This is a genomic window from Blastopirellula sediminis, from assembly GCF_020966755.1.
Taxonomy (GTDB): domain Bacteria; phylum Planctomycetota; class Planctomycetia; order Pirellulales; family Pirellulaceae; genus Blastopirellula; species Blastopirellula sediminis.
In genome coordinates this window covers 67,400-83,397 of the sequence record NZ_JAJKFT010000002.1, presented here as the reverse complement: position 1 = coordinate 83,397, position 15,998 = coordinate 67,400, and the positions used below count along the sequence as shown (strand labels likewise).

Sequence of the window (15,998 nt, the reverse complement as noted above, 5' to 3'; positions counted from 1 at the left end):
AAAGTCAAGCGCCGCCGACTCTTGCGTAACAAGCGACTTTCCCAATAGCGGAGAGTATAATACTGCATCCGCAAGTTCGATCGCCTGACAGAGTTCCCGATGCTTCGCTCCGTATTGTTCCTAGTCCCTGCTCTCTTCGCCTCTTGGCAATTTGCCGCCGCGGCGCCTCCGTTACAGCGTTACGAAAGCGTCCGTCCCTTGATGGGGACCGCCGCGATGATCATCGTCTACGCTCCCACGCAAGAGAAAGCCGAGGAAGGGATCAACGCCGCCTTCGCGGAGATGAATCGCCAGAACGGCATTCTGAGCGACTACGAAGCCGATTCCGAGGTTACCCGCCTTGGCCGCGCGAGTCCCGGCAAAATGAAAATCGGACCAGAGCTATGGGATGTCCTCGCCTATTCCGAAACGGTTAGCGACGCGACGGGCGGCGCGTTCGACGTGACCGTCGGTCCATTGACCAAGGCCTGGCGACGGATGCGCCGCCGCCAAGAGATCGATTCCCAAGCGATCGCCGAACTGCTGCCGGCGGTCGGTTACCAAAAGCTGAAGCTTGATCCGGCTACCCATACCGCCGAAGTGATCGCCGGCGACATGCGCATCGATCTCGGTGGAGTCGCCAAAGGTTCGATTATCGACGCGGGGCTCCGAAAGCTGGCCGAGTACGGTTTGAAACAGGCGTTGGTCGACGCCGGCGGAGACATGGCGATCGGCGATCCGCCCCCTTCATCCGACGGCTGGAAGATCTCGGTCGCTCAATCGAAACAAGAAGGCGCCGAAGTGATGCTGGTCGAACTCGCCAACTGCGGCGTCGCCACCTCAGGGGACGCTTACCAGTTCGTCGAGATCGACGGCAAACGCTATTCGCACATTCTCGATCCGCACACCGGGTACGGCGTCACAACAAGTCGCACGGTCACCGTCTTTGCCCCAACCGCGATGCAGGCCGACGCCTGGGCGTCCGCCATCAGCGTGCTTGGTCCGACCAAAGGGTTTGCCGCTCTCTCGCAGCAAGCCAATCACGCCGCAGCCGTCACAACGCTTCAAGACGAAGCGTTAGTCGTCGAAAAGACGCCGAATCTCGACGCCTGGATTACTGCCCACTAGCGGCGGGGTTTTCCAGAGCGGGGTTTTCCAGAACCGTCGTTGCGTCGGTCGTCGGTTCTTCCGTCATCGGACCGATGCCAAGGATCGCGTGCAGCTTCGAGGTTTCGACTTCGATCGTGCTCAGACGTCCTTGACGTTCCACCACCAGGCGAAGCGGTTTTGTAAAGTCGGTCACCAGTTCATAGAACTGATTGCCGTCGCTGAACTTCTGGCCGTTCGCCTCGTAGACGCGATCCCCTGTCATCAATCCGCACGCCGAAGCGAGCGAGCCGGGCACGACCGACGTCAGAAACATCAAATCGCCGTTCGCCTCGTCGGCTCGCCAGCGAATCCCTAGCGGCGAAGGTTTTTCGTTCAGCGTCAGCGGCAACTCGAGCGGCTCCGCTTCCCCGTCTCGCGCGACCGTGATCGTCGTGTCGTTCGGCGAAGCCTGGACGTTGATCAAAAACTGCTCGACTTCATTGACCGGAAGCCCAGCGAATTGAACGATCTTGTCGCCGGCGCGAACACCGGCCCGCGAAGCCGGCGAACCTGGCGTGACCTCTTTCACGGTCAATCCGTCCGACATCTCTTCGTCGGTCGCCCAACGAATCCCCAAGCGCGAGCCGCGACCAAGGTAGGCGCTTTCAAACTGCTTGCGTTGCGAGGGACCTTCGCGGCGAGCCATGTCGCGGAAGCTGCGCGACGTCTCTTCGTTGGCCAACATCCAGACTAACTGGAAGGCCATCCGTGAGACCGACTCGGCGCCGTCGCACGAGATGAACTCCACGTCGTCCTGCGGGCGATGGTATTGATCGTGCAGCCCCGTATGGAGCATGACGAACGGAATGCTTCGTTCGTAGAACGGGTGATGATCGCTATTCGGTTTCACTTCCCAATCGAAGTCGAGCGCCAACTGCGTCCCTTCATTCGCATTGGTGATCAGACGACGAAGACCATGCGACGTACGACCGCCTGACACTTCGACTCGTCCTTTGCGCAGACGGCCGATCATGTCGAGATTGATGTAAAACTTCACCCGCGAAAGGTTGATGGTCGGATCCTGCAGCCAATGCTTCGATCCGAGCAGCCCCTTCTCTTCTCCGTCCCAGAAGACGAACAAGACGCTCCGCTGCGGCGGTTCAGCCAGCTTCGAGAACGCCTCGACGACTTCTAACAGTCCTGACGTCCCGCTGGCGTTGTCGTCCGCTCCATTATGGATGTAGCCGGTCGGGCCAAAGCTGTTGGTCGAGTTTCCGTATCCGACGTGGTCATAGTGCGCGCCGACGATGATTACCTGTTCGGCCAGTTGCGGATCTTTGCCCGGCAGCATCGCCAGGATGTTGCGATACTCACTCCCGAACCACTGGAAGTAGGTCCCCTTGTCGCCGGCCGGCTTCAGACCGTGGGCCTTCAGAAACTCGACGATGTAATTTCCAGCCGCTCGCCCGCCGCGGCTCCCCGCTTCGCGCCCCTCAAACGAGTCATCGGCGAGGGTATCGACATGCCGCTTGATCTCGCCGCTTTGGATCGAATTGACGGCTTCCCCCAGGCTCGCCTCCCCGGCAACCGCCAGGGGTGACAACAGCAGCAGGGCCAAAATCGAGGTCAGGCGGGTCATTCGGAAGCTCCGAGGGAAAGCAACTGGTTTACCCACCGCAACGGTCCGAGAAAATTTCGACAAAGCGGGGGCCAATAGGCGGGATCGAAAGATAAACCACCATACGCCATATTTAAGCCAGTTTGCCCGTGTTTTCCCATCTAAACCATGGAATCTGTACCGATTAGTCCGACAATTCCACCGCAAACCATCGAACCTGGGCAACGATTTCTGCGTCTCCCCATTGCCGAAACCGAAGGCAAAAGTTAACCTGTGCGTTCCCCAAGGAGAGATGGCAGAGTGGTCGAATGCGCCGGTTTGCTAAACCGGTGAACGGTGTAAAACCGTTCCGCGGGTTCAAATCCCGCTCTCTCCGCTTTACGAATAAGGCTCGCCGTAAGGTCCTGATAAAAAAGGCTTTACGACGAGCCTTATTTTTTGTCCCAATCGATTGGGTCAAGATTGGGCCAAAAACGGAGAAAACCGCCGGTTAGTTTCTTCTCGATTCTTCGTTCTAGACGGCCTCCTCAACAAACAACACGCTCTCCCAAACGTTCGGCAGACGCCCTGCCAAAAAATCCGTCAGGGAGAAGTGAATTGGATCGACTGCATCCGCTCTTGGCCAGCGGCGTCGAATTGATGCCGGTAAATCGACACCATCTCTGAATCTTTATGACCAACCCAGTCCATGATCTGTCCATCGGACGCGCCGGCGGCCGAACATTGACTGACGAAGTAATGCCGAAAACTGTGGAACCGGGCATGGACGAAGCCGATGTCACCCACCTCCGTCGGAAATTGGTCCGCGAGCGGTTCGACCACGTCACGTTTAAAAATAACGCGGGCCGTATCGGCCTTAAGCCGCCCACCCCGAGGACCGTGAAAGACGTACCCGTCGCGGTTCCGTTCAATCCGCTGCAGGACCGGCGCCAGGTCGGGATGAATCGGGACAATTCTCCCGCGCTTCCCTTTCGTCTTTCGCGCGGACTTCATTTTCGCCTTCCGATGACTAGCCCCTTCGTCGGCGATTCTCAAAATCGGCCGCGGCTCCCATTCGATATCGGCGTGCCGCAATTGAACCGCTTCGCCGATCCGAATTCCGGTCATCGCCAGGGTCGCCAACAAGTCGTACAACCACGCCAAATCCGGGTCGGATTTGCAGTGATCGAGAATCGCACTGACTTCCGCGCGCGAATAGCAGTAGGTATCGCTGCCAGTCAGCTTCTTCAGGCCCAACTTCATTCGCATCTGCTCGGGAAGTCGCTTTTCGTCGATGAACCAATGGACGACATGCTGGACGAGATGCATTTCCAACGAGATCGTTCGTTGCGCGTACTCTTGTCGGTCCAAGTCGCCGCCGTATTGCTCGATGATCATTTTGGAGACGCCCTGCCAGGAAGCGACCCCCTTTTTCTTACAATAGGCGGCGAACTTGTCGCCAACGGACCGGTATCGCTTGATCGTCCCTTCCGTCTTTCCCCCCATCACTCGCGGGCGACGACAATGATCAAGGTATTGGCCCATACCGACTTCGATCGGAATCGCAGGAAACGCCGTTTCGCCAAGGTGCTCAACAACGATGCCGTTCTCGATGGCCAGCTTGCGATCTAGCCGGTGGAGTTGTTGATTCGCCTCGGCTCGGTTGCGCGTTCCGAGAGAATGTCGCCCTAAATCGGGAGAATTCGACCTGCCGTCCGCGTAGTACATCTGGCGACGCTGAAAAACGCGCCAGTTGTAGTTCAAAGCCTCGTCTAGTGTCTTGCGCATTTCTGACTCCGCAATGGTCTTCGCCACCTACGATTGCCACTTCGGACGTCGCCCCGCTCGGGGCGATGGACGCTCCGACGCGGGGAGATTTGACGCGGACGCCTGAATCGCATCCGCAGGAAAAAGAAGGCGGCCGTTCTTGCCGCCTGGCTGAAAATACGAAATCGCTCCAGACTTCACCCATCGCCGCAGAGTGACGACGGAAACGCCGGAGCGGTCGCTTAGCTCTTGAATCGAAAGCAGTTGCGCTGCTTCATCTGAAAAATCGGACATGCTTCAACCGGAAAAAAAGAGGATGAACTTCCTATCCTCTTCCGGTTGCAAAATAACGAGCGGCTTATTTTTTACGCCGCAGGCCCCTCAGTTGCCGCGCGTCCTGATGAACTGAATTACATCGCTGATGTCTTCGCTGATTTTGAGTTTGTCGTGAATTTCAGCGTCAGTAAGCCCAGCTTCCGCCCATTCGGAAATATCGATCATCAGGTCCCTTATCTCAATGTTATCCTGGACGACTTGCTCGGAGAGACCATTTATGACTCCACGAGAATCGCCCGAGCTGGCTAACGTTGATTCGGGAACCTCGCGCGGCCCCCGCTCCTTCAACGGGCGACTTCTCGCAACGCGTCCGAGTCTTTTCAAACTAACCTGCGAAATCTTGACGATGCCCATGAATCGAACCCACATCGTCGGCGAGTATTCGTAGCCCGTTATTAGCTCGAAGGCCCTGCGATAGCGACTATTCGCATTCGATTCGGATATATCTAGAAGTTGGGCAACCTCCTTCAGCGTGTGCTCTTCCTCGCTATGATAAGCCCCTTCGCGCCAGCCTTCTCGAGAATCCCAGACTTGCAAAAAGTCGGGAATGCTATCGGACCGATCGCGACCTACCGTAATCTCAAGCCGGTCACGCCACTCCTCCAGCAAATTATCGAGGTCCCGCTGAATGATTCCGTTGGCCAGTCGCGGGTTGATGCTGACCAGCGGCTCCGGCCCGCCAAAGTCTAAAGTCCCCTCGATACTTTGCATTTCAAGCAGCCCAGCATACCGCTGTGAGATCTCGTCCGATTCCGCCTGCATGGCATTCGTAATTCGCGACATCACATCCAGAAACTCCGCCGGTGGGAGAATAGCCAACAAACGCCCAAGCAAACCCCGGCACGAAACGGGAGTGATCGCCCTGTTTAACCAGCTACTACGATTCGTCGCTTCGTCCAATTCCTCGAACGACAGCCTAGGATCAGGCACGGACGCCGTCACCCCCACTGCGTTAACGATTCCAGCGGCAATCTGCCGAACTGCCTGCACCTGCAACGATTGATTAGGAACGCGGGCAAAATGATCTCGCGCGGCTGACCAAAAGCTGATGTAGAAGGGATGTCGTCGCGTAACCTCCCACCTCAATTCAACCGGCAGTGAGTTTAGCTGCCCGACAGGACGCGGCAAGAAGAAATAGGGATACTCGTCAAACGACTCCGATCCATTCGACATCCCAGGCGTCTCCGTTCATTGCGCAACGCGGGTGATTCGGTCCGATGGTTAAACATCACCAACAAGTATTATGACACAAAGCCGGCCAAAATTTAGCGCAGCGACGCCGCTTATCGGCTCACGGACGTGAAGCCTTTTTCTCTATTATGCCACGATCGCCGCGACTTTTTAGCGGCGTCCGTCGCTGGCGCCGACTTGGGTAGCAAAACGCTTCGCGTTTGTTGCGGACGGATTTTATACTTGGATCCGCACTCTACTCCATCGAAAGCGAGTCTGTGTGCACGAAGTGCTGACCGAAACTCCCGGAGCTAAATTCCAACGCCGGCGCACGGAACGATTAATTGACGATACGCGCGGGACGGTGCGCATCAGACGACGTGACCGCCAATAATGACGCCAGGAAGGCAAAATTCTTTAGTTGCCAAGGAAGTAGCGATCTTCCATAATCCGGCATTATGAGCGCGCAAAATCAATCCACGCTGGAAATCACGACGGACGAGTCGCTAGCGGCGGTCGTCGCCGACGACGGGCGTACAACGGCTGCTGAAGCGGCGTTTCTACAGCTCTACGAGAGGTATTCGGCAAGAGTCCTCACTTTCCTGCGTCGTCTCGGCTTGGATCATAGTCGCGCCGAGGATGCTGCCCAGGAAACGTGGCAAAAGGTCTGGGATAAGCTGCCGGAAAACGGCTATAAGTCAGGCTCCTGGTTTCGCCCGTGGTTGTTCCATGTCGCCCGAAATTGCGGAATGGATATGTTTCGCGCGGCAGGCAAGTTCAAAAATGCGGATGGCCATTCGGAATGGGAAAACGCCGCTGACAACCACGCCAATCCAATAATGCTGACGCTTGAATTGGAGCGGATGTCGATTCTGGAAAACTGCCTGAAACGGCTGGAAAAGGCGAATATTACCTGGGCGCGAGTCTTCCGGTCGCGGATGGCCGGCCAGAGATTTGGGGAGATTTGCGCCGTCCTGGAGATCTCGAAAGAAAGGGCCCACCGGATTCTCTTTGACGCCAAGCGGCGCATGTCGGATTGCGTTCAAGGAGCGGAAGGATGAAGCTCCACATGATCGATATGCCGGTGGAAGATGAAGAACTGGCGAGTTGGCTGGAGTTGCAGCTCGTAAGTCTCCATCTGCCTGAACTAGTCTCGGAACTTGCCGCTTGTCACGGAATCAACGAAAACGGGCCGACGTTAAGCGAGATTCTGGGAGCGGATCGTTCGTTGATTTGGGAGAACGGGCTTAGCTCGGTCTCTCACGAATCGATCGCTTTGCTGTTGCAGAATCCTCGGCGTTTGATCGATCTCTACGACGAAATTGTCGTACACGGCGGGGACTGCTGGTGGAACGAAGCTGCCTTGGATCAAACGACGCGGGAGAGTTGCACGCGAGGCAAGCTCGCGCTGCAGGCCAGGATATCGTCCCCCCCGCCGGAAGCCGAGGTGAATTCCTCCAGTTCCTCTCCGGCGAAGCCGCCTGCGGCTACTGGTTCTTCCCGCCGCAGCACGATGGGTTGGTGGTTGGCCTTGGCGGCGTGTTTGGCGTTGGGTATCGCGATTGGCCGCTATTGGCCCGAAAGCGAAATTCCCACGAAGGACTCGGCGGTTTGGGGATGGTCCGACCCCAACTTGCTCGCGGACGCAAAGGCTCCCCAGGCCTACTTTGAACATCTGGCCGATGGAGCCGAAGCGTGGTTTGATCAGCGTCCTGTGGATGCCGCCGATCTGTCGCAGCGACTGGCCGAATTTCGGGGCGGCTGTTCGCGAATCATGCTGGCCAAGCATAGCGTCGTTTCGGACAAGGATCGTCAATGGCTCTATCGCCAATGTCGACTTTGGGCGGGCGAGATCGACGATCACATCGTGCGTCTTGAAGAAGGGGACCCCGCCGCAGAAGTTCGCGAGTCGATGGATAATCTGGTCCGCGACATGGTAGACGAATTACGCCTGCGGCCTGCGAAGTCGTAGCGTTCGTCGAGCGGCGCATCTAACTCATTGCCGCTTAAGGGATTTGCCGCATCGCTTTCTCTCGCTATGCGGCGTGGCGAAGCGACTTTCTCTTTTTTTTTTGGGAATTCGCCGGGAAGATTTCTCCGCGGGCCGCGTGTCCCTTTCAATCGGTAACCAAACAGGGCCGCCAAACGATTGGAAAGGAGAAAAACGGCGGCGAATCTTCGAGAGACTGAGCTGCTTTGTGCACTCAGGATCGAGCCTTCCCTTTTCGCAATTTCATTTAATGAAGCACATAGCTTACATTCCAAGGAACTGAATCATGACTCGTTGCATTTCGTTTTTCTCGTTCGCTGCTGTTTTGACCGGCGTCATTGTTTCCACTTCGGCGGCCAGCGCTTGCCCCAACGACGGACGCAAGATCGTTTATTATTCGCATACTTCACCGCCGCCGGTTGTGCGGACGGTTCAGGCAAGCGTCGCGACCGTCGCCAAAAGCACAACTGTTACGGCGGTTCGTGCGGTGAAGACTGAGGTCGCTGCACCACCGCAGATCGAAGTGAAGCTGCCGGAAGTGGAAGTTGGTTCAACGGTCCGTGCGGCCGTTAGCTTCCTGGGCACGGAAAAGGGACATGTCCTGCTTCATATCGGACCGGTTACGCATACGTGCGAAATCCTGGAGTGGTCAACCAACAGCGTCGCGTTCAACATTCCCAAGCTGGGACTGCGGTCCGCCACGCCGATCGAACTGGAAGTCGTGCGTCCCGATGGCCGCATCGTGCGAGCTTTGCCGATGTCGCTCACCCCAGAAGCTGGAATCGTCATTTACAAGAACCCTGATCCCGGCTTCGCGGTTCCGTCTCGGGGAGAAGCTGAAATCGCCGAAACTTCCACCGTTGACGGAACGATCTTGAAGACTTCGACGGAGAAGACCGTGACGATTGCGGAAGGTAACTAGCGTGCGGTCGAAAGGGGAGCCTCCCACTCTGTAGATAGAGTGGGAGGCTTTTTTTCTCGCATATCTTAGCGTTGATTGGTAGTTTATCTGTTTCTTCAGGTTCGCCGCCGCCTTCATTTTCCCACGATCGACGAAGGGCGCGGCTTGAAGAGAATTCTCGAAAGCGCCAACATGCTTCCTGACCGTATACGACGATCGCTTGAAATCGCCTCAGGAGTCTTCGCTATGGATCGCATCCGATCACTTCTTACCATCCTCGCGATTATCGTCGGCTGCGACAATTTCGTCGGGTTTGCAGCCGCCGGCGAGGCCGCCTACGAATCGGTGCAGAGCGTAATGCCGCAATTGGTGATCGATCCCAAAGGGCTTACCGGCGAGCCGGTCGTGTCGGTCTCGATGAGTGACGACGGTCAGTACGTTGCGGCCGCCAGTGGCAAGCAGGTGGTGGTCTGGGACCTGCAAACTGGTCAGCTGATTACGACATTGCGCGGCTATCGAGAACCGGGCGGCTTCAGTTCCGGTACGATCAACGTCGTCCGCTTCATGCCCAACAGCCACCATTTGCTGGTCGCCGTTACCGACAACTCGGAATTTGGTTCGACTCGCGTTTATGATTTGACGAATCCCAACGAGATTCACCAATTGATCGAAGGTCATCTCGGCTGTACGCAGAACCTGGCGATTTCTCCTTCGGGACAAACGCTGGCTACCACTGGATGCGACGGCATGCTTTATGTCTTGCGGTGGGACCGTGATCGAGAAAGGTGGCAGCCGAACCGAAATTTCGTGTACGGATCGTTGGAGGGGATACCTGCTCCTTTTGATGAAAAGCATGGTCCACGATATTCGCTGAGACCGAACTTCATCATGCCCTTGGATGATGACTGGATAATGTGGACGTCGCCGACGGAGTGCAGCATGATCTCGACCGAGACCGGCCGCATCGAACAGCATTTCGACAATTGGCCAAATGCCGCACACAACCTGATGCACCTTATGAGTCGTCAACAATTGCCAGGGGTTGGGGGAGCGGCAAGCGCGTCGGATTTCGCTATCGGCAGCGCTTACTGGACGGCGATGGCAGGCACATCGGACAATTCCAATTTTTGGGCCGCCGTGTGGAAAGAAGATTCGGATCTCCCTGCAACGGTCTACAGGAAGCATCGAATTGACCCCACCTCAATCGACTACAACCCACGCACGGGCTTGGTCGCTAGCGGCGATGCGTTTGGCGAGGTTCACATTTGGGACGCGCGGACCGGTGCGCAGTTCAAACGCCTTCGTCCAGAAAACAAGCAGCTTTATCGGGCCGACTGGTCGGATGACGGCAAGACATTGTTGCTGGCCGATTCCTTTTACTCTGATCCTTCCCGTTACCACTTCAATCATTTTGGTCCGGTCTCGTTAGCGTTCGACCTGGAAACGAGGCGTTTCCGTGATGCGGCCCCGGTTCCTGACAAGGCCGAGGCGATCGACATTGTCGATCCGAAGTCAGGCGGGCCTGCAAGCGTCTTGTCTTCGCTCCGCAACAGCCCCGACGCACCGGCGGATACGCGCGATCTGACGCTGAAGGTGAATGACAAAAGGTACAACTTGAATCCGCATTTGTTGCCGGACCCTGTTCGGAATCAGATCTTAGGAACGCGTCTGTTTCGCGAGAGCGAGTTTGGCTCTCCCTGGTCCTACGCGGCGAATCCCCATAGCGGTCAAGGGGGCGGTCCTCATTCGATTATTGTCGGCTCGAAGACAGGACAGGTAATGCAATTTGAGATCGCTCCCGTGAAAGGTACCGGGCCTCCGGTGATGCTTGTCATTCGCAAGTTTGTCGGACACACGGGAGCAGTCACATCGGTCGCAATTTCTCCCGACGGCACACGACTGGCGACATCGTCCTGGGATGGCACGATCCGATTATGGAAGTTGGGCCCCATAGCGCCCCAGGGCGACGTCGATTTCGCCAGCGACGGTTCTAGCGTCACGAATGTTCCGCCGGCCAGCGAAGCGGCGCGAGCCGGGATTATTGCTCGCGATGTGATCGTCAAGTTCAATGACGGCTCGTTCTTTGAACGAAACTACCTATTCACGCAAGACTCGCTGTTGCCGGGCGCCGAAGTTGATCTCAAGATCGCTCGCAAGAGCGACCCCTTGTCCCCGTGGAAGGTCATGACGAAGACGATCCGTCTGAGCCCTGCTCCTGAAATTGTCGAGCCGTATCTGACGTTGTTTTTAGATCGACATGGGGAGTGGGTCGGTTACACGCCGCGCGGCTATTTTGACGGCACCCCGCAAGGACAACAGTACGTCGGCTGGCACCTCAACCGAGCGCGTCATCAAACGGCTGAGTTCTATGCGGTGGGTCAGTTTGACCAGTTATATCGCCCGGATATTGTACGTGAAACGATTCGCCTGGCCGACGAAAGCGAAGCGATCCAGTTGGCCAATGGGGAGCTCCGTGAAATGCCCAATCCTCCGGACGATAATCTCGATTTTCGCAATCGTGACACTGTCGAAGCGCATCGACCGCCAGAGGTCGCCGTGTCGCACAAGCCATTGCCACCCAATGGAGGGCGGTATTCTGTCTTGGTTGAAACGCGAGTCGCAACTGCCGTCGACAAGCCGGTCAAGAAGATTGATGTCCGCTCGAACGGCCAACCGGTTTTGGTTCTCCCCATCGACGAGCATGAGCAGGTCGTCGGCAATCAGCGGATTCGCGTCTTGACGCACGAGGTGCCGCTGCCGACTCGGGAGAACGTCATCACGGTTGAGGCAATCGGGGAGAGCACCCAAACCACTGAACGCCGCGAAATCAACATTAAGCCAGCGGAAGTAATGAACGACGAAACCCCCAACCTTTACATCCTGGCGATCGGGATTTCAGAGTATCAAAATCCAAGTCTAAAATTGCAATTTGCACATAAAGATGCGATCGACTTTGCAAACGCTTGGCGTCGCTACGAAGGCCAACATTACTCGAAAGTAATCTCGAAGGTTCTGGTCGATGAAGAAGCGACGACGAACAACATTCGCGACGCGATGGATTGGCTATCTCGTTCCGTCCGCCCCCACAAGGATCTGGCCTTCGTATTCCTGGCTGGTCACGCAGTTTACGAACGTCGCGCCGGATGGTTTTTCGGCGCAGTGAATTTAGATCGAGACCGGCTCCGTGCGACGGGGATTGGTCATGACGAGTTGACCGGCTGGCTCGATGACGAGCTTCCGTGCGACAAGATTCTATTCACCGATACGTGTCACGCGACGAAGGCTGTCCGAGAGATGGGATTTCTGCCCAGGCATCCTCAGGAGAAAGACATTTGGCGCGAGACGAATACCTTGGTGATTGCGTCTTGCAACGATGACCAAGAAAGCGTCGAGTCGAACCTGTGGGAGAACGGAGCGTTTACCGAGGCGATGCTCGAGGCGCTGTCAGGCTCCGTGGCCGACTATGACGGCGACTTTTGGATTAGTTTGAAGGAAATCTCCGTCTATTTAGACAATAAGGTGCCGAATCTGGCTTCGGAACTGGGCATAGTGCAACATCCCTCGATGAAGAATCGCTTGGGAATTGGCAAATTGGTCCTCGCGCCAGTCGTGATTCCGTGAACCGATTGGAGACGTTGCGTGCATAATCGCCGAAATCGAAGAGGAAGATTTCAGCTTGGCGGACGTGTATCGATCAAGTTCGATAACGTGTGTGGGTGAGATCGAGACTTTGCAATGACAAGAATCATCTTCTTTTCCGCGATTGTCGCTTCGTTGTCGCTGCTCAGCGTCGTTTTGGCGGCGGAGCCAGACGCTTCCGTCAACGCTCGCCGGTTTTTACGCCGCTACTGCTACGAATGCCATAATGGGCCGGGCTCCCCCGGTGGAGACGTCAACTTTCTTTCCCGTCAAGAATTGGTGGAGAAAGGAATAGTCGTTCCCCGTATTCCCGATGAATCGAGTTTGATTCAACGGCTCGTTCAGCAGTCGATGCCGCCGCTTGAGCAACGCCAAAGAAATCCGATCAGCCCCGAGGAGATTGCCGAACTGCGAGCTTGGGTCGAGATCGGCGCCCCAGACTTTACGATCGCCTCGACGCAGCGCGGCTTTCACTCCGTCGAGAAAGTCTTGCGGTCGATTCGCGACTTTCTAAAGTCGCAAGACGAAGCCGATCGCCCTTATTTTCGATTCTTTACCCTGCATACGGTCGCCAATCGCAAATTTACGAGCGACGCTGATCTGGATCTGCACCGTTTCGCGTTGTCGAAAGCGATCAACAGCCTGAATTGGGGACCTGAAGTCATTGCTCCCCGAGCGCTCGACAACGAAACTCGCCTCGTTTACGTCGTTGATCTTCGCGACCTCGTCATTCGGTCTGGTCAGTCCTGGAGCGAACTGGATCACTGGACCGCACTCTCTCGGGCGTATCCCTACGGGTTCTCGTATGCAGACTTTCACAGTCATGAGCGGCAGGACCTGCTGACGGAAGTTCGGCAATTGCTGGGTGATCGCATCTCGACTCATCTACCCGTCTTACGTGCCGATTGGTTTATCGCCACGGCGACAAGGCCTCCTCTCTATCACGACTTGATGGATCTGCCGAAAACCGCGCAAGAGTTGGAACAGACGCTAGGAGTTGATATCGCCAAAGCCTTGACAAGTCCCGAACCTTCCGCGATCGCCAGAGGCGGCTTTTCCAGAAGTGGAGTCTCGGCACAAAACCGCCTTGTCGAACGAAGCCAAAGCTCGCTTGGCTATTACTGGAAGAGCTATGACTTCAAGCCCAACACGCAGCGGGGAAGCTTGACGCGTTTTCCGCTTGGGCCGCGCGGTCTTGCCGGACAGGAATCGTTCGACGATATGGCCTTCGAACACGATGGCGGCGAAATCATTTTTTCCCTTCCCAATGGGCTGCAAGCGTACTTGCTGGTCAATGGGGACGGGGGGCGAATCGATGAAGGACCAATTGATGTCGTCAGCGACGCCTTGAAAACGTCCGGCACGCCGGCAATCGTCAATGGACAATCGTGCATGGCCTGTCATCGCGAGGGAGTGATTAATTTTCGCGACGAGATTCGTGGCGCAAGCGGCGTCTTTGGGGATGCTGCGAAACAGGTCGATCGCATTTACCTTGCGCACGAGGTCATGCGACCGTTAGTCGATGCCGATCGAAAGCGATTCCAGCAGGCGTTAGCCAAGACTGTCGAAGGCATCTCAGATACGGAATATCTGACCGGCCCCAGTGCGCCCGAACCGATCGGCGAAGTGGTGCGAAAATACCGTCTCGTCTATCTCGGTGTTGAGGATATCGCCGTGGAACTTGATATTCCCACGACGCAAGAACTGCGGTCGCTGATTGGCAGCGAACGGGTTCGCGTGTTGGGGTTGGATGCGGTATTTCGCGGCAAGGCGACCATCAGTCGAAATCTCTGGGAAGCGACGAAGTCTCGTAGTGGATTGGGGGGAAGGTCGCTTGCTCACGATTTGGGATTCGAGGTCGGATTCACGCCTGTTCAATAGCGCTGACGTTTCTCAGAGCATTGGATCCTATTGGCAGTCGAAGGATAACATTCTCATGTCGAAAGTCTGGTATCAATCGTTCCTGTTCAGCTTGGCCGTTGGTCTGGCGTTCGCCAGTCAAGAGCAGGTCGAAGCGGCGTCGCTCGAGGAAGAGTTTCAACGAGTCGCGACTGTCGTTAAAGAATCGATTCAAGGAGCGACGACCATCGATGTCCGGGCTTTTACCGACATCAACGCGCAGACGGAAGTCAGCGGACGGATTGCTCCAGGGTTGCAGGCGCAGTTTCTCGAAGCGTGCGAAAAGCTGGGCGTCCGTCAAAACGATCAGGCCGATCATGTGCTGTTGGCCACCTTTTCGGTGAATGATCGAAAGTCGATCGAAGCCGATGACCCAATTGTGCTGGAAGTGGAGTTCTCGCTCAAAACGCGACGGGGAAGGAGTCCCGTCGAAATCGCACCGATCCGAGTCGACTCTCCGAAATTGCCGACGGTAAAGATTGACGAACCGAACGTACTTGGCGAGGCCCTGGGCGTTAACGGAATGGTAACGACGAAAGCGAACGTGGACGCGTCTCCAAGCGACCTCTCGCGTGAACAACTCGCCCGGTTGGCTTTGACTCCTACCGGTTTTGCCAGTGAGGCGAAAATCAAGTCGAATGCCGGCAGCAAGATCGAAGTCCAGATCGTTTCGCGGCGGGCCGGCAGTTCTGGCGATTTCCAGCCGCTTTCCGCCGTGGTCAAGCAGGGACAACCCTTTGTGAGCATTCCGCTGGGCCATGAATACAAGATTCAAGTGACCAACCATGGGACGCTGCCGTTCGCTGTCGCGACGTCGATTGATGGACTAAGCGTGTTTCATTTCGCCGATGATACTTGTCGTGATCCAAACACGAAACGACTTGCGATCAAGCACCAATTGGTTCGTGCCGGTGAAGCGAACGCCGAAGGCCAGGTGATTCCCATGACAACTACTTTACCAGGGTGGATATTGAGCGCGACGGGCGCGAACAATTCCGCTCGCTTTCTGGTCTCCAGTTACGGAAATTCAAACTCTCCGGAAGTTCGCTTCCCCCGGCCACCCCACGCCGGCGCCATCCACTTGCAATTCTTTCCGTGTCGACTTGTCACGGGAAATTTACGTGACCCAGATGCAACCAAGTTCACTACCCCCGGTGAGCGAGAAACCATTGGCTACGAGAGAGCGGAAGTCACAGCGACCGCCCCCAGCGAGTTTTTGACGATTCGATATGACCGCTGAACTCGATTAGAACGCGCCGTTGATAGCGCAAGATTGATTCAGAGTCACAGGTCTAAAATGCTGAGAAGCATCGATTTCCAATACTCCTTGCAAATTAGAAGGTCATGAGGCTTAGGCGGCGGCTAGACTGACCTGCAGAACGAGTTTATGGATGCGATCATCGAGAGCATGGATATCCAGCAGGAGTTAAGCCGTCGGGCGAACAACTCGGCATAGATCCGAGCGGGGTTGGCACTGGAGAAGCTGAAGACGCGGGCGGCGGGGTAGGCGACGCGGAGATTCTAATTACGTAATTAAAATTCGCCGCAGGCGACTGGCTGCTGATCCTCTCGTTTCCTGGGAAGCGATCGCCTTCAAATTGGCCGACAACGTCATCAAGGTATTTGTCAGG

11 protein-coding genes and 1 tRNA gene are annotated in these 15,998 nt (G+C 56.2%); 8 read left to right on the top strand and 4 right to left on the bottom strand.

Annotated features, from left to right (window positions below; translation table 11 throughout):
- Window positions 1-99 precede the first annotated feature (99 nt).
- Complete coding sequence (locus tag LOC68_RS01010) at window positions 100-1,107, top strand: FAD:protein FMN transferase (RefSeq protein ID WP_230214530.1); 1,008 nt, start codon at window positions 100-102, stop codon at window positions 1,105-1,107.
- On the opposite strand, the gene LOC68_RS01005 is transcribed toward LOC68_RS01010, so the two are convergent.
- On the bottom strand, window positions 1,094-2,707 hold the full coding sequence (locus LOC68_RS01005; RefSeq protein WP_230214527.1) for a M20/M25/M40 family metallo-hydrolase: 1,614 nt from the start codon (window positions 2,705-2,707) through the stop codon (window positions 1,094-1,096). The two genes, LOC68_RS01010 and LOC68_RS01005, sit on opposite strands and share 14 nt — an antisense overlap.
- A 265-nt stretch (window positions 2,708-2,972) precedes the next feature.
- Between LOC68_RS01005 and LOC68_RS01000 the strand changes: the two genes are divergently transcribed.
- A tRNA-Ser gene (locus LOC68_RS01000) sits at window positions 2,973-3,062 on the top strand.
- A gap of 206 nt (window positions 3,063-3,268) precedes the next feature.
- Here LOC68_RS01000 and LOC68_RS00995 read toward each other — a convergent pair.
- The 3 genes from LOC68_RS00995 to LOC68_RS00990 form a co-directional block, all read right to left on the bottom strand.
- Window positions 3,269-4,453, bottom strand: a complete 1,185-nt coding sequence (locus LOC68_RS00995; protein WP_230214524.1) for a tyrosine-type recombinase/integrase — start codon at window positions 4,451-4,453, stop codon at window positions 3,269-3,271.
- Between the two features lie 27 nt (window positions 4,454-4,480).
- The gene (locus LOC68_RS28705; RefSeq protein ID WP_390623320.1) at window positions 4,481-4,726 is read right to left on the bottom strand and encodes a helix-turn-helix domain-containing protein; all 246 of its coding nucleotides are present in this window, start codon (window positions 4,724-4,726) and stop codon (window positions 4,481-4,483) included.
- Between the two features lie 87 nt (window positions 4,727-4,813).
- The gene (locus tag LOC68_RS00990; RefSeq protein ID WP_230214521.1) at window positions 4,814-5,941 is read right to left on the bottom strand and encodes a hypothetical protein; all 1,128 of its coding nucleotides are present in this window, start codon (window positions 5,939-5,941) and stop codon (window positions 4,814-4,816) included.
- A gap of 455 nt (window positions 5,942-6,396) precedes the next feature.
- Here LOC68_RS00990 and LOC68_RS00985 point away from each other — a divergent pair, with 455 nt between their 5' ends.
- From LOC68_RS00985 to LOC68_RS00960, 6 genes are all read left to right on the top strand, one after another.
- A complete protein-coding gene (locus LOC68_RS00985; RefSeq protein ID WP_230214518.1) occupies window positions 6,397-6,999 on the top strand; it encodes an RNA polymerase sigma factor in 603 nt (200 codons plus the stop codon).
- Window positions 6,996-7,910 (top strand): hypothetical protein, encoded by a 915-nt coding sequence (locus LOC68_RS00980; protein WP_230214516.1) that lies wholly within the window; start codon window positions 6,996-6,998, stop codon window positions 7,908-7,910. Before LOC68_RS00985 ends, LOC68_RS00980 begins: the two co-directional genes overlap by 4 nt.
- A 304-nt stretch (window positions 7,911-8,214) precedes the next feature.
- Window positions 8,215-8,850, top strand: a complete 636-nt coding sequence (locus LOC68_RS00975; protein ID WP_230214513.1) for a hypothetical protein — start codon at window positions 8,215-8,217, stop codon at window positions 8,848-8,850.
- Window positions 8,851-9,075: 225 nt separating this feature from the next.
- Window positions 9,076-12,450: a caspase family protein gene (locus LOC68_RS00970; protein WP_230214510.1), complete on the top strand. Its 3,375-nt coding sequence runs from the start codon at window positions 9,076-9,078 to the stop codon at window positions 12,448-12,450.
- A 114-nt stretch (window positions 12,451-12,564) separates the two neighbouring features.
- Window positions 12,565-14,349, top strand: coding sequence for a c-type cytochrome domain-containing protein (locus LOC68_RS00965; RefSeq protein ID WP_230214507.1), 1,785 nt, complete (start codon window positions 12,565-12,567; stop codon window positions 14,347-14,349).
- Between the two features lie 55 nt (window positions 14,350-14,404).
- Window positions 14,405-15,607 carry a hypothetical protein gene (locus LOC68_RS00960; RefSeq protein WP_230214505.1) on the top strand — a complete coding sequence of 401 codons (1,203 nt, stop codon included), beginning with the start codon at window positions 14,405-14,407 and terminating at the stop codon, window positions 15,605-15,607.
- Window positions 15,608-15,998: the final 391 nt, after the last annotated feature.